Consider the following 19,226-nt stretch of genomic DNA (forward strand, 5'->3'; position numbering starts at 1 on the left):
GGCGGGGGGAAACGCTTAGACGTTTTTACGTTCGATGGTTTGCTCGCCCCAGAAGAGCGAGTCTTTATCCGTTTTTTCGAAGGCGCGCACCAGCACCTCATCGTTACCTTCCTCCCAAATCTGCTCGGCCAGCTTTTCATCGTACTTCGCGACTTCAAAGATAGCTTCGGCAATCTCCGGAGAGGTGTTGCGTAAACTTGCCCATTCGCCCACGTGGTGAGCTTTGGATTCTTGAGTTGGCATGCTTGTCCTCCTGTTGGGTGTTAGCCGTTCAGTTTTTTGGCCAGACCCGCGACGTATTCACCCTGATAGCGGGCGATAGACAGTTCTTCATTGCTTGGCTGACGTGAGCCATCTCCACCGGCAATGGTGGTTGCGCCGTACGGCGTACCGCCACGCACCTGGGAAATGTCAAACAGCTCCTGGGCGCCGTAGCCAATCGGCACAATCACCATCCCGTGATGAGCAAGGGTAGTCCAGGTTGAGGTAATCGTCTGCTCCTGACCGCCGCCGGTGCCGGTAGAGCTGAATACGCTGGCGAGTTTGCCGTAGAGCGCCCCGGATGCCCAAAGTCCGCCGGTTTGATCGAGGAAGGTGCGCATCTGGCCCGACATATTGCCGAAGCGGGTCGGTGTGCCGAAGATAATGGCATCATAGTCCGCCAGCTCCTGCGGGGTGGCGACCGGGGCGTTTTGCGTTTTCCCCCCGGCTTTCAGGAAGGCTTCCGCCTGCATGGTTTCCGGTACGCGTTTCACCACAACCTCAACGCCATCAACCCTGTTCGCACCTTCTGCTACCGCGTGAGCCATGGTTTCAATGTGTCCATACATGGAATAATAGAGCACCAGAACTTTTGCCATTTTGCATCACTCCTCGTTGGTTTTTCTGACAGCGGATCGCTGCGTTCTTTTAAAGATATGCCATCACAGCCAGACTGCAAAAATGAACGGCATTTCTTTGATTTATAACAATATGGTTACAAAAAGGCTTTGTAGCAAAATGAAACAACTTTTTGGCAGCAGATTTTTGAAATGATAAGAAAGGCTTATGAATTGCCGCCGCGTCATCTCACCCGAAAGGCTGAGTTCATGTTGCAGAATATTACCTGCGGCTTGCCGGATAGCGGCATTCCACTAAGCTTAGTTTCACGCGGCACAGATAAAGGCACTGTCCTTGTGTTGCGAGGTGAAAGAATCCTCTTTTACTGAATGCAATATGATGTCTAATGTTTCACATTCTGGAGGTTAGAGATGGCAAACCATCGTGGTGGTTCAGGTAATTTCGCAGAAGACCGTGAAAGAGCATCAGAAGCAGGCCGTAAAGGTGGCCAGCATAGCGGGGGCAATTTCAAGAATGACCCGCAACGCGCATCTGAAGCTGGCAAGAAAGGGGGGAAAAACAGCCACGGCAGCAGTAAGTAACACGCCGGGTTGAACCCCTGCCGCCGGGATCTCCCGGCGGTTTTTTTATTTCTGCAACATTGAACTGTAACCAAAGGCAACGCACACTAGAGAATTGATCTTAACTGCGAGTGCCGCATGTCTGTCTCACGCTTCAAATTCTCCGTTAAACCGCAGGAAGCCATCCTGATTCTCATCACCATGTTCTGGGGCGGGACGTTTCTGGCCGTTCAGTACGCGGTGACCCTCAGCGATCCGTTCTTTTTTGTTGGCCTGCGCTTTGCGACGGCGGCGCTTGCCGTGGGGCTGATTTCGCTTAAAACGCTGCGGGGGCTGACGCTGAAAGAACTTAAGGCCGGCGTGGCGATTGGGGTGGCGATAGCGATGGGCTACAGCCTGCAGACATGGGGATTGCAGACCATCCCCAGCAGTAAATCCGCGTTTATCACCGCCATGTATGTGCCGCTGGTGCCGCTGCTGCAGTGGCTGTGCCTGGGGCGGCTGCCGGGGCTGATGTCCTGTATTGGCATCGTGCTGGCGTTTATCGGCCTGATCTTACTGGCCGGGCCGGAAAACAACCTGCTTGCGCTGGGGCCGGGCGAAATCATCACCCTGATAGGGGCGATTGCCATTGCGGCGGAAATTATTCTGATTAGCGCCTGGGCGGGCAAGGTCGACGTCAAGCGGGTAACGGTGGTGCAGCTCGCCACAGCGTCGCTGGTGGCGTTTGCGACGATGGTGCCGGCAGGGGAGTCCGTGCCGCCGATGTCCACCGGCCTGGTGGTGGTCGCACTGGGGCTGGGTATCTTCAGCGCCATTATTCAGGTCACCATGAACTGGGCGCAGCGCAGCGTATCGCCAACCCGCGCGACGGTGATTTATACCGGTGAACCGGTCTGGGCGGGGATTTTCGGACGCATTGCAGGTGAGCGTTTGCCGCTTCTGGCGCTGGTGGGCGCGGCATTCATTGTCGCCGGGGTGCTGGTGAGCGAGTTAAAGCTCAAACGGAAGAAAAACGCGCTGCCAGAAAATGACAGCGCGGCGTTAAATCAGGAATCCTGATGCACTACGGCGCCCTGCGGCGCAGCGGCCATCCGGCGGCTCAGCAGGGCGTTAAGCAGGATCGCACCGAAGGTCGCCGTGCCAATCCCGCCAATCGTAAACCCGCCCAGCGTCAGGGCAAAATCGCCTGCGCCCAGCACCAGCGTGACCGCCACCATAATCAGGTTACCGTTCTGGCTGAGATCGACGCGATGCTGTACCCAGATGCGCGCGCCGGCCACGGCGATCAGCCCAAACACCACAATCGATGCCCCGCCGATGACCGGGGACGGAATGGTGTGGATCAGCGCGCCGAACTTCGGTGAGAAGCCGAGCAGCATCGCCATCACCGCCGCCGCCACGAAGACCAGCGTCGAGTAGACCTTGGTTACCGCCATCACGCCGATATTTTCGGCATAGGTGGTGACGCCGCTGCCGCCTACGGAACCGGAGAGCATGGTCGCCAGACCGTCACCGACGAACGCGCGGCCCATGTACGGATCCATGCTGCGCCCGGTCATCCCCGCAACCGCCTTCAGGTGGCCTAAGTTCTCCGCCACCAGGATCACCGCCACCGGTGCGATAAGCATCATCGCCTGGGTGTTAAAGGTGGGCGAGGTCACCTTCGGCAGGCCGAACCAGGCGGCCTGGTGGAGCAGCGTAAAGTCAACCGGCTTGCCCAGACCGAAAACATTGGCCAGCAGGGCGTAGACCAGACAGGCGACAATCAGCCCAACCAGGATCAGCAGACGCTGGATCATGCCCCGCGTGAACACCGCCACCAGGCCGATGCACAGCACCGTGATCACCGCCATCCAGCTTTCAAACGGCGAGGCGGAGACGCTCCTGACCGCAATTGGCGCGAGGTTGAGGCCAATTGCCATCACCACGGCGCCCGTCACGACGGGAGGCATCATTCGCTCGATCCAGCGCGTGCCGATTTTCATCACCACCAGACCAATCAGGGTGTACACCAGGCCGCAGGCGATGATGCCGCCGAGGGCCACGCTCAGGTTGGGGTTGATCCCCTGGCCGTTAAACCCGGTAGTGGCGATGACGACGCCCACAAAGGCGGCGCTGGATCCGAGATAGCTGGGCACGCGCCCGCCGGTGACGAAAAAGAACAGCAGGGTACCGATACCCGACATCAGAATAGACAGGTTGGGATCGAGTCCCATCAGCATCGGCATCAACACCGTGGCGCCAAACATGGCGACCGCGTGCTGAACGCCCATCACCATCGTCTGCCCGAGCGGCAGGCGTTCATCCGGCGCGACCACGCCTGTTTCTGTGGAGGTCGATTTCAACTGCCAGTGGGGAAATCCGAACATGGTCTGTCTCCTTAAGGCGGGTTAACAGGCGGGTCGCATAAGCGCGTGGTAGCCGCGGTCAAACCACACCAGCCCTTGCGGCGCGGGGTGGCGAATAATCGAAATAATGTCGCAAAACAGAATGTCGTGGGTGCCGACGCTCACCACCTGGTTGATGCGGCAGTCAAACGAGGCCAGCGCATCTTCCAGACGCGGACAGCCCGTGTCGCCCGTCTGCCAGCGGGCGGCGGCAAAGCGTTCCGCCATCGGCGTTTTACCGCCAAACAGGTTAGATAAAGGCTCCTGTCCGGCGCTCAGGGTATTCACGCAAAGGGTGCGGTTTTCGCTAAACGTTGGCCAGACGGACGCACCGCGGTTCAGGCACACCAGCAGGGTGGGCGGTGAATCCGTGACGCTGCACACCGCGCTGGCGGTGAAGCCTGCCATCCCCGCCGGGCCGTCGGTGGTGATGATGTTGACCGCCGCGCCAACGCAGGCCATGGCGTCGCGAAAGGTTTGTTTATCCGGTGATGTCATCATCGCTCCTTACGCCAGCCCGCAGGCATCGTCAAAGTCCAGACGCGGCAGGCGCCCGTAAAGTTTGCGGGTATCGCCGTAGCCAATGTTGATCAGCAGATTGCTTTTAAGCGTCGTGCCGGTGAAAAAGGCTTCGTCGACCTTTTGGCGGTCAAATCCCGACATCGGGCCTGTGTCCAGCCCCAGGGCGCGACAGGCGAAAATCAGGTAAGCGGCCTGCATTGAACTGTTGCGAAAGGCGGTCTCTTCCGCATGCGCGGGGCTGGTGGTAAACCAGCTCTTTGCATCGCCGTGCGGGAACAGCTCGGGCAGGCGCTCGTAGAATTCACCGTCCCAGGCGACAATCGCCGTGACCGGAGCGGTGAGCGTTTTCTCGAGGTTACCGCTGGAGAGCGCCGGGCGCAGCTTCTCTTTTCCCTCCGCGCTTCGCACAAACACAATTCGCGCCGGGGAGCAGTTGGCGGACGTGGGCCCCCATTTCATCAGGTTGTAGATTTCGCGCAGCGTTTCGTCGCTGACGGGCATATCCTGCCAGCCGTTATGGGTGCGCGCGCCGGTGAACAGCGTTTCCAGCGCGGCGGGGGTAATGGCTTCGCTCATTAAAGCTCCTTATAAAGCGGGTTCCGGGCTGTGCAGCAGGCTGGCCAGCCCGTTCAGCAGCAGGGTGTTGAAGGTATCCGGCTCGGTGACGTTGCAGGCATGCCCGCCCTGGCGCATCACCACGCTGCGGCTGTGCGGGATCGCCGCCTGCAGTTCCGACGAGCAGACGGAGGGCACCAGCATGTCGTCGGCAGAACAGATAATCTGTACCGGGCAGCGAATGCGCGCGGCATGGCGGCTGAAGTCGGCCTTTTTCAGGGCGCTGAGCCTGTGCAGCAGGTTGGTTTTACCCTGGAAATGGGCCAGCGCCAGCGCTTCTTCGGCCTCCAGACGGGGCGCGCGGGCGGCCATCCAGTCCGCCGGGTAGAGAAACAGCGGCTGCGCCTCGACCCACGCCTGTGCGCCGCCGTAATGCAGCAGGCGCTCGCGGATCTGAAAGCAGCGGCGGGTGTGGGCGTTGAGGGTCAACCAGCCGTTGACGCACACCAGCGCGGTGAGGGCGTCGGGCCTGTCGAGGGCCAGCTGCAGGCCGACCAGCGCCCCCAGCGCGTGACCCACGACGCTGTAGCGGACAATCCCGGCTTCAGCCAGCGCCTGGGCCAGCTCGTCCGCCATCTGCGCAAGGCTGTACCCTTCCGGCAGGGTGGCGGGGTTATTGCCCGTTCCCCGCTGGTCATAGCACACCACCTGATACTCCGGCTCCAGCGCGGCCAGCTGGGGCAGCCAGTAGCTGCCGCTGCCGCCGAGACCGGAAATAAAAACCACCACGGGCGCGCCCTCGTACGGGGATGGCGAGACGGAAAGTTTCATACCTGCCTCACTTCGCGATGTGCGCAACGGTGGCGATTTCAACCAGCGCCTCTGGCTTCACCAGCCCGCACTGAATGCAGAACCGCGCCGGTTTATCGCCGGGGAAGAACTCGGCGTAAATCTCGTTAATCGCGGCGTAGTTTTTCCAGTCGGTGATAAAGATGCTGTTGAAGGTCACATCCTCCATCGTGCCACCCGCCGTTTCGATCACGGTTTTGATCGTCTCGAGCACGTGGCGGGTTTGCGCCTTTGGGTCGTTGATAAACACCACGTTGTTGTCTTTATCAAACGGCAGCGTACCGGAGACATACACCACGCCGTCGGCGAGGGTACCGGGAACAAACGGGGCAATCGGCGTGCTGGTACCCGGCGGGATGATTACGGATTTCGGCATCAGGCGTCTCCTCAGGCGATACGGGCAAGCGGGGGAGTCAGGGCGTCGCAGAAATCATTGACGTTACTGACCCAGCCAAAAAAGGTTTCGATGTTGAACAGGGCCGCTTTCTGGGCGAATTCCGGCCCGGCCTGGTGGGTCGCGTCTTCCAGCACCACGCCAAAATACTCGAGGAAAAAGCCGTCGCGCAGGGTCGACTCCACGCAGACGTTGGTGGCGATGCCGGTGAACACCAGATGACGAATGCCCCGGCTGCGCAGCAGGCTGTCGAGCGGGGTGTTGAAAAAGCCGCTGTAGCGCGGTTTGGGCAGGACAATATCGCCCGCCTGCGGTACCAGCTCATCGACCAGCTGATAGTCCCAGCCGCCTTTCGCCAGCAGCTTGCCCTGCAGTTCGGGCCGTTTACGCATGGTTTTCAGGGCGTTCGACTTGTGGAAGTTGGGCGAGCCGGGGCCGCCGGCCTCGACGTACTGGTCATCCCAGCCGTTCTGGAACCAGATGATGAGCATGCCCGCGGCGCGCGCGGCGGCGACGGCGGTTTTAATGTTCTCAATCACCGGCCGGGTGGCGGAGACGTCGAATCCCGCCAGATCCAGATAGCCGCCCTGGCTGGCGTAGGCGTTTTGCATGTCCACCACGATCAGCGCGCTCTGCTGTGGCACGAAGGTGATGGCTTCCGGGCGTGCGTTAAGGGTCGTCATTACGCCACCTCCTTCGTGACGGCAGGGATGTGGGCGCGGCACTGCATCAGCGGCTGGATGCGCTCGCCGAAGGTCTCCACGCCGGTGAGGAAATCGTCGAAGGTCAGCAGAACGCCTTCCGCACCGGGCACGGCCGCCACTTCGTCCAGCATTCTGGCGACGCTGGCGTACGAGCCGACCAGCGTGCCCATGTTGATATTGACGGCGGAGGTCGGGTCAGCCATCTGGCGCACGTTGGTATCTGCCCCGGAGCGGGTATCTTTCTGGCTCTGCTCGGTCAGCCAGCTCAGGGCTTCCTCGTCGGCGCCATCCTTATAGCGCTCCCATTTCGCGCGCGCGGCGTCGTCGGTTTCGTCGGCAATGACCATAAACAGCACGTAGGAGCCCACGTCGCGCCCGGTTTTGTCGGCGGCCTCTTTCATCCGCGCGGCTGTCGGGGCGAAGGCGGCAGGCGTGTTCACGCCTTTACCGAAGCAGAAGTTGAAGTCGGCGTATTTCGCGGAAAACTCCATCCCCGCGTCGCTCTGTCCGGCGCAAATCACCTTCATCGGCACCGACGGCTGCGGGCTGACGCGGCAGTCGTTCATGGTGAAGAAATCGCCCTTGAAATCGCTTTTGCCGGTCCCCCACAGGTCGCGCAGCACCTGCACGTATTCGGTCAGGTAGTCGTAGCGACGCGAGAAGTAATCGTCACCCGGCCAGAGCCCCATCTGCTCGTACTCGGGTTTTTGCCAGCCGGTGACCAGGTTGACGCCAAAGCGCCCGCCGGAGATGGAGTCGATGGTGGAGGCCATGCGCGCGACGATCGCCGGGGGCAGGGTGAGCGTGGCGGCGGTGGCGTAGATTTGGATCCGCGAGGTGACCGCGGCCAGCCCGGCCATCAGGGTAAAGGACTCCAGGTTGTGGTCCCAGAATTCGGTTTTGCCGCCAAAGCCGCGCAGCTTGATCATCGAAAGTGCAAAGTCGAAATGGTAGTGCTCTGCTTTCTGCACGATGGCTTTATTGAGCTCAAAGGTCGGCATGTATTGCGGTGCAGTGGTCGAGATAAGCCAGCCGTTGTTGCCGATGGGTACAAATACGCCAATTTTCATCACGAACCTCTCTTCATTACGTCGCAGGTGTAACGGCGTTTTTGCAAAGGCAGTGCCAGTTTTGAAAATGGCTGTGTTATTAATGCGTTAATCAGAAGTTAGTGGATTGATGCGGCTAAATGTGGACTAACTGGTCAAAATCATTGCACAGAAAACAGGCATTCATGCGCGATCGGAGTGCAGGATGTCGTGGCGAGTCGGGGGTTTTGCTATGCTGAGGGCAACGCAGAATAAGGAGAGCGGGAATGGCACAAGGCGCAGTGAAAACACCAGGTAAACGTTCGCAGGCGGTGAGCGCCAAGAAGCAGGCGATCCTCAGCGCGGCGCTGGAGACTTTTTCGCAGTTTGGTATTCACGGCACGCGCCTGGAGCAGGTAGCGGAGCAGTCCGGCGTATCCAAAACCAATCTGCTTTACTATTACCCATCGAAAGAGGCGCTCTATGTGGCGGTGATGCAGCAGATCCTCGATATCTGGCTGGCGCCCCTCAAAGCGTTCCGCGCGGAGCTGGCCCCGCTGGTGGCGATCAAAGAGTACATTCGCCTGAAGCTGGAGGTGTCGCGCGATTACCCGCAGGCGTCGCGACTGTTTTGTCTTGAGATGCTGCAGGGCGCGCCGCTGCTGCAGGCGGAATTAACCGGCGATCTAAAACAGCTGGTGGACGATAAGTCGGCCATTATTGCCGGATGGGTCGCCAGCGGAAAACTGGCCCCGGTCGACCCGCATCATCTGATCTTTATGATTTGGGCCTCCACCCAGCATTACGCTGACTTTGCGGCCCAGGTTGAGGCGGTGACCGGTAAAACGCTCCAGGACGAGGCGTTTTTCCACAGCACCCTGGAAAACGTGCAGCGGATGATTATCGAAGGGATCCGCCTGCGCTAGTTTCCCCTCACCCCAGCCCTCTCCCTCAAGGGAGAGGGGGCCGTCCGTGCAGGTATTATTTTGTGGGGATCCCTCAGCCCGGCGGGAGAGGGCAGCTTAAGTCGCCCTCTTCACACTGCATCAGCGAGGCCAGAAACGCTTCTCGCTCCACGGTTTTCTCCGCCAGACACTGGTTAACAATCATTGGCTGGACGCTACCGCCTTCCGTCCCCGAACCGATAAACGCGCAGTCCGCATCGCGCAGGGTAATCCACGCCAGCTGCGCTTTTTTCAGCAGGTCGCGCTGAGGAGCTGCCGCGCGTTTGATGGCGGCCTGATACGTCTGGTTGAGTTTTTTATCGGCAGCCTGGTACTGCTGCGCGCTACAGGTATTCAGTTCAAGCTGGGTGGTCGCGTTGTCGCACTCGTCGGCCAGCGCGCTGGCGCTCAGCAGCAGTGCCGCACTGGCGATAAGATATCGTTTCATATACTCCCCAAAAAAATAAGGCTCCATCTCCGGAGCCTTATTAACACAGCGTTAGCCTATTGTCATCAGGCTGGCGTTACCGCCTGCCGCCGCGGTGTTGACGCTGAGCGAGCGCTCCACGTACAGACGCTCCAGCAGCAGGTTGGTTTCCCCGCGCGCAAAGCCCTGCACGGAAACGATGGCGCCGCTGCGGGCCGCAACCTGCTCGCACAGTTCGCGCAGCTGATCGGAATCACCGTGGTAGATCACCGCATCAAACGGCTGGGTCAGCAGGCTATCGGCTTTCGCGAAGCGAATGCGGGCCGAGACCGCTTTCGGCAGCTGTTTGGCGAGATCGCGATGCAGGGCATCTTCCGGCCACAGCACTTCACAGCCGGTTGCCATGGCGGCGGCCAGCTGCACCAGCGCGTCCTGCTCGTTATCGGCCACGCACAGCACGCGCTCGCGCGGCATCAGCGTCCAGGTGTTGCGCTCGCCGGTTGGCCCCGGCAGCAGACGCTGCGTGCCCGCCTGCGCCAGCTCGCCGTACTGCTTCGCGACGGCACGCAGTTCAGGACGTTTTTCTGCCCATGTAATGAGCGCCTCCAGCGGCTGGGTCAGCACGGTTTTCAGCTGCGCATCCACCGGATAGTCCGCATCCTGGCGTGCCAGGGTGACGCCCAGGGCGTTCTCCGGACGGTTCGCCAGCAGGCGGTACAGGTAGAGCGGACCGCCCGCTTTCGGACCGGTGCCGGAGAGGCCTTCGCCTCCGAACGGCTGTACGCCCACGACCGCGCCAACCATGTTGCGGTTAACGTACAGGTTGCCCACTTTGGCGCTGCCGGTGACCTGCGCGATAGTCTCGTCGATACGGGTATGCACGCCGAGCGTCAGGCCATAGCCGGAGGCGTTGATCTGCTCAACCAGCTCGTTCAGGTTGTTACGGTTGTAGCGCACCACGTGCAGCACCGGGCCGAAGACCTCTTTTTTCAGCTCGTCGAAGCTTGCCAGCTCAATCAGCGTTGGCGGCACAAAGGTGCCGGTCCGCCATTCGCGGGCATCTTCGCTGTTCTCGCGCACCGCCTGGAACACCGGGCGGCCTTTCGCGCGCATGGTCTGAATGTGGTTTTCGATGTTGGCTTTGGCTTCCGCGTCGATCACCGGCCCGATATCGGTAGTGAGACGGCCCGGGTTGCCCATGCGGCATTCGGCCATCGCGCCGCGCAGCATCTTCAGCGTGTGGTCCGCCACGTCGTCCTGCAGGCACAGCACGCGCAGGGCGGAGCAGCGCTGACCGGCGCTGTCGAACGCGGAGGCCAGCACGTCGACCACCACCTGCTCGGTAAGGGCAGAGGAGTCTACGATCATGGCGTTCATCCCGCCGGTTTCCGCGATGAGCGGCGTAGGGCGGCCCTGCGCATCCAGACGGGTGGCAATATTGCGCTGCAGCAGTGACGCCACTTCGGTCGAACCGGTGAACATCACGCCGCGCACGCGGTTGTCGGAGGTCAGTTTGGCACCGACGGTTTCACCGCGGCCCGGCAGCAGCTGAACCACGCCCGCCGGCACGCCGGCTTCCAGAAGAATGTTGATGCCCTGCGCGGCAATCAGCGGGGTCTGCTCTGCCGGTTTTGCCAGCACGCTGTTGCCTGCGGCCAGCGCGGCGGCAATCTGGCCGGTGAAGATCGCCAGCGGGAAGTTCCACGGGCTGATACAGACGACCGGACCCAGCGGACGGTGGGTTTCGTTATCGAAATCATCGCGCACCTGACCGGCGTAGTAGTGCAGGAAGTCGACGGCCTCGCGCACTTCGGCAATCGCGTTGCTGAAGGTTTTACCCGCCTCGCGCACCAGAATGCCGATGAGCGACTGCATCTGATCTTCCATCAGCACCGCCGCGCGCTCCAGAATCGCGGCGCGCTCCTGCGGCGGCGTGGCAAACCAGATAGGGGCGTTGTTCACCGCGCTGTCCAGCGCCTGCTCCACTTCCGCTTCGGTCGCTTCTCGCGCGTAGCCGACGATATCCTTCGGCTCGGCCGGGTTGATCACCGGCTGCATTTCGCCGTCTGCAACGGGCTGCTCCAGCATCGGTTTGGCCTGCCACTTCTGCAGCGCGCTGTTGAGCAGGGCAGAGGAGAGGGACGCCAGACGGTGTTCGTTGGCGAGATCCAGACCCGCCGAGTTGACGCGGCCTTTGCCGTACAGCTCGCGCGGCAGGGCAATCTTCGGATGCGGCAGGCCAACCTGGCCTTCCTGTGCCGCCATCTTCTCAACGGCCTGCACCGGATCGGCCACCAGCTCGTCCAGCGGCAGCGTGGTGTCGGCGATGCGGTTGACGAAGGAGGTGTTCGCGCCGTTTTCCAGCAGACGACGCACCAGGTACGCCAGCAGGGTTTCGTGCGTTCCCACCGGAGCATAGATTCGGCATGGGCGGTTCAGCTTGCCGTCCGCCACTTTACCGGTGACCTGCTCGTACAGCGGTTCACCCATACCGTGCAGGCACTGGAACTCGTACTGGCCCGGATAGTAGTTTTGCCCGGCCAGGCTGTAGATCGCCGCCAGGGTGTGGGCGTTGTGGGTAGCGAACTGCGGATAGATCAGGTTCGGCACGCCGAGCAGCTTTTTCGCACAGGCGAGGTAAGAGACGTCGGTGTAAACCTTGCGGGTATAGACCGGATAGCCTTCCAGCCCTTCCATCTGGGCGCGTTTGATTTCGCTGTCCCAGTAGGCGCCTTTCACCAGACGGATCATCAGGCGACGGCGGCTGCGGCTTGCCAGGTCAATCAGGTAATCAATGACGAACGGGCAGCGCTTCTGGTAGGCCTGGATAACGAAGCCAATGCCGTTCCAGCCTGCCAGCTCCGGCTCGAAGCACAGTTTTTCCAGCAGATCGAGGGAGATCTCCAGACGGTCGGCCTCTTCGGCGTCGATGTTAATGCCGATGTCATACTGGCGCGCCAGCAGGGTCAGGGACTTCAGGCGCGGGTAGAGTTCTTCCATCACCCGGTCGTACTGCGCGCGACTGTAGCGCGGGTGCAGGGCGGAGAGCTTAATGGAGATGCCCGGGCCTTCATAAATACCGCGACCGTTGGACGCTTTACCAATGGCGTGGATCGCCTGCTGGTAAGAGACCATGTAGGCCTGCGCGTCGGCGGCGGTCAGGGCCGCTTCGCCCAGCATGTCGTACGAGTAGCGGAAACCTTTATCTTCCAGCTTGCGGGCGTTCGCCAGCGCTTCGGCAATGGTTTCCCCGGTGACGAACTGCTCGCCCATCAGGCGCATCGCCATATCCACGCCTTTGCGGATCAGCGGCTCGCCGCTCTTGCCGATGATGCGGTTCAGGGAGCGGGAGAGGTTGGCTTCGTTATGGGTGGAGACCAGCTTGCCGGTAAACAGCAGGCCCCAGGTGGCGGCGTTAACGAACAGCGACGGGCTGCGGCCAATGTGGGAATGCCAGTTGCCGTTGCTGATCTTGTCGCGGATCAGCGCGTCGCGGGTGGCTTTATCCGGAATACGCAGCAGCGCTTCCGCGAGGCACATCAGCGCCACGCCTTCCTGAGAGGAGAGGGAAAACTCCTGCAGCAGACCCTGAACCATCCCGGCGCGGCCGGTGGCGGTTTTCTGGTTGCGCAGCTTGTCGGCTAACTGATACGCCAGGCTGTGCGCCTGCGCGGCAATGGCTTCCGGCAGGCGGGCCTGCTCCAGCAGCATCGGCACGGCGTCGGTTTCGGCACGGCGGTAGGCGCCGGTAATGGCGGCACGGCTGACGGACTGCGGCAGGATCTGCTCGGCGAATTCAAGGAACGGCTGATGGTTCTCGTCGCCAGCGGCCGGGGCTTCTTCACTTTCGTTCGCCGCGCCGGCCAGCAGGGCAGGCAGCTCCGGCAGGCCCTCATCGCTCTCGAGTCTTTCGAGATAGTTAAAAATCGCCTGCTTAATTAACCAGTGCGGCGTGCGGTCAATGCGGGTTGCTGCGGTCTTAATCCGTTCGCGGGTTGCGTCATCCAGCTTAACCCCCATGGTGGTCATACCCATGCCAAAGCTCCTGTTGTTCTGTAATAGCGTTCTGTTGATAGCGTGAAATATCCACCATGTTGCAACTTTGTGCAACCGTGTTAAATGTGACCTGGTTTGCAACCCGGAAAATGAATGGATTGTTAACGAATAGTTAGCTGGGAAAACGCGCTGGCTTTTGTGCGGGAAGCCTGGTTTTATGCGGTAGTTAACACTTTTCAAAGGTGCAACCCGTAAAAGCGTGAGCGAGTGCAACCTATAGGAAACTCGTATCAAACCGGGGATGAAATTGATGTAAATGCAGTGTTAAATCGTTTGTCAGCGGAAGGCGCATACGGCAGGATAGCGCGCCCAACCGAAACACAAGATACATTCACCTCGTTCCGGTGATCATATAACAAGGCAGCCCGGATGGTTGTCGCTCGACATTTTGGAGAATTTGAATGGCTATTAGCACACCGATGCTGGTGACATTTCTCGTTTATATTTTTGGCATGATCCTGATAGGGTTTTTGGCGTGGCGTTCTACAAAGAACTTTGACGACTACATTCTGGGCGGACGCAGTTTAGGCCCAATGGTGACCGCACTCTCTGCGGGCGCCTCCGACATGAGCGGCTGGCTGCTGATGGGGCTGCCCGGCGCGATTTTTATCTCCGGTATCTCTGAAAGCTGGATCGCCATCGGCCTGACCGTCGGCGCATGGATCAACTGGAAGCTGGTGGCAGGCCGTCTGCGCGTGCATACCGAGGCCAACAACAACGCCCTGACGCTGCCGGATTACTTCACCGGACGTTTTGAAGATAACAGCCGCATCCTGCGCATTATCTCTGCGGTAGTTATCCTGCTGTTCTTCACCATTTACTGTGCCTCCGGCATCGTGGCCGGCGCGCGTCTGTTCGAAAGCACCTTCGGCATGAGCTACGAAACCGCCCTGTGGGCCGGTGCTGCGGCGACCATCCTCTATACCTTCGTGGGCGGATTCCTGGCCGTGAGCTGGACCGATACCGTGCAGGCGAGCCTGATGATCTTCGCCCTGATCCTGACTCCGGTGATTGTGATTTTCACCGTTGGCGGCTTTGGCGAATCGCTGGAAGTGATCAAGCAGAAGAGCATCGAAAACGTCGACATGCTGAAAGGGCTGAACTTCGTGGCCATCGTCTCGCTGATGGGCTGGGGCCTGGGCTACTTCGGTCAGCCGCATATCCTGGCGCGCTTTATGGCGGCGGATTCCCACCACACCATCGTTCATGCCCGTCGCATCAGCATGACGTGGATGATCCTGTGTCTGGCAGGGGCGTGTGCGGTCGGCTTCTTCGGCATCGCGTACTTCAACAACAACCCGGCGCAGGCGGGCGCGGTGAACCAGAACGCCGAGCGCGTGTTCATCGAGCTGGCGCAAATTCTGTTTAACCCGTGGATTGCCGGTATTCTGCTCTCCGCAATCCTGGCGGCGGTGATGTCCACCCTGAGCTGTCAGCTGCTGGTTTGCTCCAGTGCGATCACCGAAGACCTTTACAAAGCCTTCCTGCGTAAAAATGCGAGCCAGAAAGAGCTGGTGTGGGTAGGGCGCTTTATGGTGCTGCTGGTGGCGCTGATTGCCATCGCGCTGGCGGCCAACCCGGAAAACCGCGTGCTGGGCCTCGTGAGCTACGCGTGGGCGGGCTTCGGTGCGGCGTTTGGTCCGGTCGTGCTGTTCTCCGTCATGTGGTCACGTATGACCCGTAACGGCGCGCTGGCGGGGATGATCATCGGTGCGCTGACCGTTATCGTCTGGAAACAGTTCGCGTGGCTGGGCCTGTACGAAATCATTCCGGGCTTCATCTTCGGCAGCATCGGCATCGTGGTGTTCAGCCTGCTGGGTAAAGCCCCGTCTGCCTCCATGCAGAAACGCTTTGCTGAAGCCGACGCGCATTACCACACTGCGCCGCCGTCTAAGCTCCAGGCAGAATAATTTTTCTCGCAGCACAATGCAGGCCGGGTGAGCGCAAGCGCACCCGGCTTTTTTCTTGCCAAAATCCGTAATTTCCTGTGATATCCCTGTGCTTATAACAATGAGGATAGCGAAGCATGACAATCAAAACAGGGGTAATGGCAGCGGCACTATTGATGCTCGCTGGCTGCACGGCGCCATCGCAACACGCGGCTGTAGAGACCTGCAAAGCGGATAACCAGATGCAGCAAACCACGCTCTATTTCGGCTTAAATCGTCCTGCCGGGGCGCAAATCACCAGCAACGAGTGGCAGCAGTTTGTTGACCAGGACGTGACGCCGCGTTTCCGCGATGGCTTAACGGTGTTTGACGCGCGCGGGCAGTGGCTGGGGAACGACGGGAAAGTGGCACGTGAACCCAGCAAAGCGCTGATGCTGATCCACGGTAAGGATGCGCAGAGCGAGAAGAACATCGAAGCGTTACGCGGGATTTATAAATCTCGCTTCGCGCAGGAGTCGGTGATGCGCGTCGACCAGCCGGTGTGCGTGCAGTTCTAATAAAAACGGCGGGATAACCCGCCGTTGTTGTTTTGTAGGCCGGGTAAGCGAAGCGCCACCCGGTATTGCATCAGAGCACCAGCCCCGCAAAGCTCGCCGACAGGAGGCTCACCAGCGTCGCGCCGTACACCAGACGCAGACCAAACCGCGACACCACGTTCCCCTGCTGCTCGTTCAGGCCCTTAATCGCCCCGGCCACAATGCCGATGGACGCGAAGTTCGCGAAGGATACCAGGAAGACGGATAAAATGCCCAGCCCGCGCGGGGACATTTGATGCGCGATTTTTTGCAGCTCAATCATCGCCACAAATTCATTCGCCACCAGCTTGGTCGCCATAATACTGCCCGCGTTTAAGGCATCGCTCAGCGGAATACCCACCAGCCACGCCAGGGGGTAAAATACATAGCCCAGGATCTGCTGGAAGCTCATGCCAAATACGCTGGAGAAGAGGGCGTTAACGGCGCTAATAAGTGCGATAAAGCCGATCAGCATAGCCAGAATAATCATCGCCACCTTAAAACCGGCCAGAATATACTCGCCGAGCATTTCGAAGAAGCTCTGCGATTCATGCAGTTTTTCCAGCTTGATATCCGGTTCCGCTTCCGGGCGCGCCGGGTTGATGACGGAGAGAATAATAAAGGTGCTGAACATGTTCAGAATCAGCGCCGCGACGACAAATTTGGCGTCGAGCATGGTCATATAGGCGCCGACAATCGACAGGGAGACCGTCGACATGGCCGTGGCCGCCATGGTGAAGAGACGACGAGAGGAGAGATCGCCCAGCACGCCTTTGTAGGCAATGAAGTTTTCCGACTGGCCGAGGATCAGCGAGCTCACCGCGTTAAAGGATTCCAGCTTGCCCATACCGTTCAGTTTTGACAGCAGCGTGCCGATGACCCGAATAAAAATCGGCAGGATCCGCCAGTGCTGAAGAATACCAATCAGCGCGGAAATAAAAATAATCGGGCAAAGCACGCCGAGGAAAATGAACGCCAGCCCTTTTTCCCCCATTCCGCCAAAGACGAAATTGGTCCCTTCCGAAGCAAATTTCAGCAGTGACTCAAAGAAGCCGGAAACATATTTAATCAGGAATAACCCGCTTTCGGCGTGCAGGAAAAAGAACGCCAGCGCAATTTCAATAACAATCAGCTGTAAAACATAACGAATGCGAATTTTTCGGCGGTCGAAACTTACCAGCCAGGCAAGCGCGAGAATAATGACCAGCGCCAGCAGGAAATGGACAATTTTAAACATAATTAATTTTCACCAGATGTTTGAGGCGGATATTTAGCCACAGCCCCGTACCAGCGTAAATGGGCATTTTCGTTATAACTTATAAACCTGAACGTAACGTATGTAACTATTACCAGGCTCGGCGTTTACAACTCGTCATCAAAACACCACACATTTCGCTTGTGTTTCTTTTCGCCGTAATGATAATCACTATCACAAGAATTTACCTTTCTTTGCATCAGTTGACCGCGATAAACATTTAAGGTGTCGGCATGTTTGTTCCATTTCTCATTATGTTACGTGAAGGGCTTGAAGCTGCCCTTATCGTGAGCCTCATCGCCAGCTATCTGAAGCGAACCCAGCGCGGACGCTGGATTGGCGTCATGTGGGTCGGGGTATTCCTTGCCGCGGCACTCTGTCTGGGCCTCGGTATCCTCATCAACGAAACCACCGGGGAGTTCCCGCAGAAAGAGCAGGAGCTGTTCGAAGGGATCGTCGCCGTGATTGCGGTGGTGATCCTCACGTGGATGGTGTTCTGGATGCGTAAAGTCTCCCGTAATGTGAAGGTGCAGCTGGAGCAGGCGGTGGATAATGCGCTGCAAAAGGGCAATAACCACGGCTGGGCGCTGATCATGATGGTCTTTTTTGCCGTCGCGCGTGAAGGCCTGGAGTCCGTTTTCTTCCTGCTGGCGGCGTTTCAGCAGGATGTCGGTATCTGGCCGCCGGTTGGCGCGATGCTCGGGCTGGCAACCGCCGTTGTGCTGGGCTTTCTGCTCTACTGGGGCGGTATTCGCCTGAACCTGGGCGCCTTCTTCAAGTGGACCAGCCTGTTTATTCTGCTGGTGGCGGCTGGGCTGGCGGCAGGGGCGATTCGCGCCTTCCACGAGGCGGGCCTGTGGAACCATTTCCAGGACGTGGCGTTCGACCTCAGCAACGTGCTCTCCACGCACTCTCTGACCGGCACCCTGCTCGAAGGTATCTTCGGCTATCAGGAAACGCCGAGCGTCAGCGAAGTGGCGATGTACTTTATCTATCTGGTTCCGGCGCTGGTGCTGTTCGCAATGCCGCCGCGTACCGGTACGCAGGCGTCGCGCGTTACGCCATAATTTTTGTTTTAGTTACAACATACTTTTAAAGGGAAGAGTCATGGCAATTCAGTTCCGTCGTAGTGCGTTATGCGCAGGCATTGCCGCGCTGTTCGCTTCTGCATTCTCCGCCTGGGGCGCGGATGTACCTCAGGTTAAAGTCACCGTTAATGATAAGCAGTGTGAGCCGATGACCCTCACGGTGAACAGCGGCAAAACCCAGTTCATTATTCAGAACCACAGCCAGAAGGCGCTGGAGTGGGAGATTCTGAAAGGGGTTCTGGTGGTGGAGGAGCGTGAAAACATCGCCCCTGGCTTCAGCCAGAAGATGACCGCCAACCTGCAGCCGGGCGAGTATGAGATGACCTGCGGTCTGCTGACCAACCCTAAAGGGAAGCTGATCGTCAAAGGTGAAGCGACGGCCGATGCGGCGAAAGGTGCTGCGGTGCTGAGCCTGGGCGACGCGATTACGGCGTATAAAGCCTATGTCACGAAAGAAACGGCGGACCTGGCGGCGGCAACCAAAGCCTTTACCGATGCGGTGAAGGCCGGTGATATCGAAAAAGCGAAATCCCTGTATGCGCCAACCCGTCAGCACTACGAGCGCATCGAGCCGATTGCCGAACTGTTCTCTGACCTTGATGGCAGCATTGATGCCCGCGAAGACGATTACGAGCAGAAAGCCGCCGATCCGAAATTCACCGGTTTCCACCGTCTGGAGAAAGCCCTGTTTGGCGACAACTCTACCAAAGGGATGGAGAAATACGCCGAGCAGCTGAACGGCGACGTGCTGGAGCTGCAAAAGCGCATCAGCGAGCTGGCCTTCCCGCCGTCAAAAGTGGTGGGCGGCGCGGCTGGTCTGATTGAAGAAGTGGCCGCGAGCAAAATCAGCGGCGAAGAAGATCGCTACAGCCATACCGATCTGTGGGACTTCCAGGCCAACGTCGACGGCGCGCAGAAAATTGTTAACCTGCTGCGTCCTCAGCTGCAGAAAGAGAACGGCGAACTGCTGGCCAAAGTGGATGCCAACTTCAAAAAAGTCGACACCATTCTGGCGAAGTATCGTACCAAAGACGGGTTTGAAACCTACGACAAGCTGACCGATGCCGACCGTAACGCGCTGAAAGGCCCGATTACCGCCCTGGCGGAAGATCTCTCTCTGCTGCGCGGCGTACTGGGTCTGGACTAAGCA

At 59.2% G+C, this 19,226-nt stretch carries 19 protein-coding genes; 7 read left to right on the forward strand and 12 right to left on the reverse strand.

What is annotated here, in order from left to right:
* Positions 1–15 precede the first annotated feature (15 nt).
* Together EnteroDNA1_RS00225 and wrbA are read right to left on the reverse strand one after the other, a co-directional pair.
* Positions 16–243, reverse strand: a complete 228-nt coding sequence (locus tag EnteroDNA1_RS00225; protein WP_008499832.1) for a YccJ family protein — start codon at positions 241–243, stop codon at positions 16–18.
* 20 nt (positions 244–263) lie between these two features.
* A complete protein-coding gene (gene wrbA, locus EnteroDNA1_RS00230) occupies positions 264–860 on the reverse strand; it encodes an NAD(P)H:quinone oxidoreductase (protein WP_023311076.1) in 597 nt (198 codons plus the stop codon).
* A gap of 390 nt (positions 861–1,250) precedes the next feature.
* Between wrbA and EnteroDNA1_RS00235 the strand changes: the two genes are divergently transcribed.
* A complete protein-coding gene (locus tag EnteroDNA1_RS00235; RefSeq protein WP_023311077.1) occupies positions 1,251–1,421 on the forward strand; it encodes a general stress protein in 171 nt (56 codons plus the stop codon).
* A gap of 117 nt (positions 1,422–1,538) precedes the next feature.
* Positions 1,539–2,462, forward strand: coding sequence for a DMT family transporter (locus EnteroDNA1_RS00240; RefSeq protein ID WP_064672257.1), 924 nt, complete (start codon positions 1,539–1,541; stop codon positions 2,460–2,462).
* Here EnteroDNA1_RS00240 and rutG read toward each other — a convergent pair.
* The 7 genes from rutG to rutA are packed head-to-tail and all read right to left on the reverse strand — an operon-like array spanning position 2,450 to position 7,884.
* On the reverse strand, positions 2,450–3,772 hold the full coding sequence (gene rutG / locus EnteroDNA1_RS00245) for a pyrimidine utilization transport protein G (RefSeq protein WP_047061541.1): 1,323 nt from the start codon (positions 3,770–3,772) through the stop codon (positions 2,450–2,452). The genes EnteroDNA1_RS00240 and rutG overlap by 13 nt on opposite strands.
* Before the next feature lie 21 nt (positions 3,773–3,793).
* Positions 3,794–4,288, reverse strand: coding sequence for an NADH-dependent FMN reductase RutF (rutF, locus tag EnteroDNA1_RS00250; RefSeq protein ID WP_069302622.1), 495 nt, complete (start codon positions 4,286–4,288; stop codon positions 3,794–3,796).
* A 9-nt stretch (positions 4,289–4,297) separates the two neighbouring features.
* A complete protein-coding gene (locus EnteroDNA1_RS00255; protein ID WP_047061542.1) occupies positions 4,298–4,888 on the reverse strand; it encodes a malonic semialdehyde reductase in 591 nt (196 codons plus the stop codon).
* 9 nt (positions 4,889–4,897) lie between these two features.
* Positions 4,898–5,698, reverse strand: coding sequence for a pyrimidine utilization protein D (gene rutD / locus EnteroDNA1_RS00260; RefSeq protein WP_069302623.1), 801 nt, complete (start codon positions 5,696–5,698; stop codon positions 4,898–4,900).
* 7 nt (positions 5,699–5,705) lie between these two features.
* Positions 5,706–6,092, reverse strand: coding sequence for a pyrimidine utilization protein C (gene rutC / locus EnteroDNA1_RS00265; RefSeq protein ID WP_010429508.1), 387 nt, complete (start codon positions 6,090–6,092; stop codon positions 5,706–5,708).
* 11 nt (positions 6,093–6,103) lie between these two features.
* Positions 6,104–6,793 carry a pyrimidine utilization protein B gene (gene rutB / locus EnteroDNA1_RS00270; RefSeq protein ID WP_064672260.1) on the reverse strand — a complete coding sequence of 230 codons (690 nt, stop codon included), beginning with the start codon at positions 6,791–6,793 and terminating at the stop codon, positions 6,104–6,106.
* Positions 6,793–7,884 (reverse strand): pyrimidine utilization protein A, encoded by a 1,092-nt coding sequence (rutA, locus tag EnteroDNA1_RS00275; protein WP_023617762.1) that lies wholly within the window; start codon positions 7,882–7,884, stop codon positions 6,793–6,795. Before rutA ends, rutB begins: the two co-directional genes overlap by 1 nt.
* Positions 7,885–8,129: 245 nt before the next feature.
* On the opposite strand from rutA, the gene rutR reads away from it, so the two are divergent.
* Positions 8,130–8,768 carry an HTH-type transcriptional regulator RutR gene (gene rutR, locus EnteroDNA1_RS00280; RefSeq protein WP_032658081.1) on the forward strand — a complete coding sequence of 213 codons (639 nt, stop codon included), beginning with the start codon at positions 8,130–8,132 and terminating at the stop codon, positions 8,766–8,768.
* Between the two features lie 73 nt (positions 8,769–8,841).
* Here rutR and EnteroDNA1_RS00285 read toward each other — a convergent pair whose 3' ends face one another.
* Together EnteroDNA1_RS00285 and putA are read right to left on the reverse strand one after the other, a co-directional pair.
* A complete protein-coding gene (locus EnteroDNA1_RS00285) occupies positions 8,842–9,234 on the reverse strand; it encodes a lysozyme inhibitor LprI family protein (protein ID WP_069303901.1) in 393 nt (130 codons plus the stop codon).
* Between the two features lie 51 nt (positions 9,235–9,285).
* Positions 9,286–13,248, reverse strand: a complete 3,963-nt coding sequence (putA, locus tag EnteroDNA1_RS00290; RefSeq protein ID WP_069302624.1) for a trifunctional transcriptional regulator/proline dehydrogenase/L-glutamate gamma-semialdehyde dehydrogenase — start codon at positions 13,246–13,248, stop codon at positions 9,286–9,288.
* Between the two features lie 422 nt (positions 13,249–13,670).
* Here putA and putP point away from each other — a divergent pair, with 422 nt between their 5' ends.
* Together putP and EnteroDNA1_RS00300 are read left to right on the forward strand one after the other, a co-directional pair.
* Entirely contained in the window at positions 13,671–15,179 is a 1,509-nt protein-coding gene (gene putP / locus EnteroDNA1_RS00295) for a sodium/proline symporter PutP (protein ID WP_039261698.1), read from the forward strand.
* Positions 15,180–15,295: 116 nt separating this feature from the next.
* Entirely contained in the window at positions 15,296–15,715 is a 420-nt protein-coding gene (locus EnteroDNA1_RS00300; protein ID WP_028019107.1) for a DUF3574 domain-containing protein, read from the forward strand.
* 70 nt (positions 15,716–15,785) lie between these two features.
* Here EnteroDNA1_RS00300 and EnteroDNA1_RS00305 read toward each other — a convergent pair whose 3' ends face one another.
* The gene (locus EnteroDNA1_RS00305; RefSeq protein ID WP_029740188.1) at positions 15,786–16,970 is read right to left on the reverse strand and encodes a NupC/NupG family nucleoside CNT transporter; all 1,185 of its coding nucleotides are present in this window, start codon (positions 16,968–16,970) and stop codon (positions 15,786–15,788) included.
* A gap of 251 nt (positions 16,971–17,221) precedes the next feature.
* On the opposite strand from EnteroDNA1_RS00305, the gene efeU reads away from it, so the two are divergent.
* Together efeU and efeO are read left to right on the forward strand one after the other, a co-directional pair.
* A complete protein-coding gene (gene efeU, locus EnteroDNA1_RS00310) occupies positions 17,222–18,055 on the forward strand; it encodes an iron uptake transporter permease EfeU (protein WP_033145172.1) in 834 nt (277 codons plus the stop codon).
* A gap of 40 nt (positions 18,056–18,095) precedes the next feature.
* Positions 18,096–19,223: an iron uptake system protein EfeO gene (efeO, locus tag EnteroDNA1_RS00315; protein ID WP_045354579.1), complete on the forward strand. Its 1,128-nt coding sequence runs from the start codon at positions 18,096–18,098 to the stop codon at positions 19,221–19,223.
* Positions 19,224–19,226 lie beyond the last annotated feature (3 nt).

This window comes from Enterobacter sp. HK169, from assembly GCF_001719105.1.
Classification (GTDB): domain Bacteria; phylum Pseudomonadota; class Gammaproteobacteria; order Enterobacterales; family Enterobacteriaceae; genus Enterobacter; species Enterobacter asburiae_B.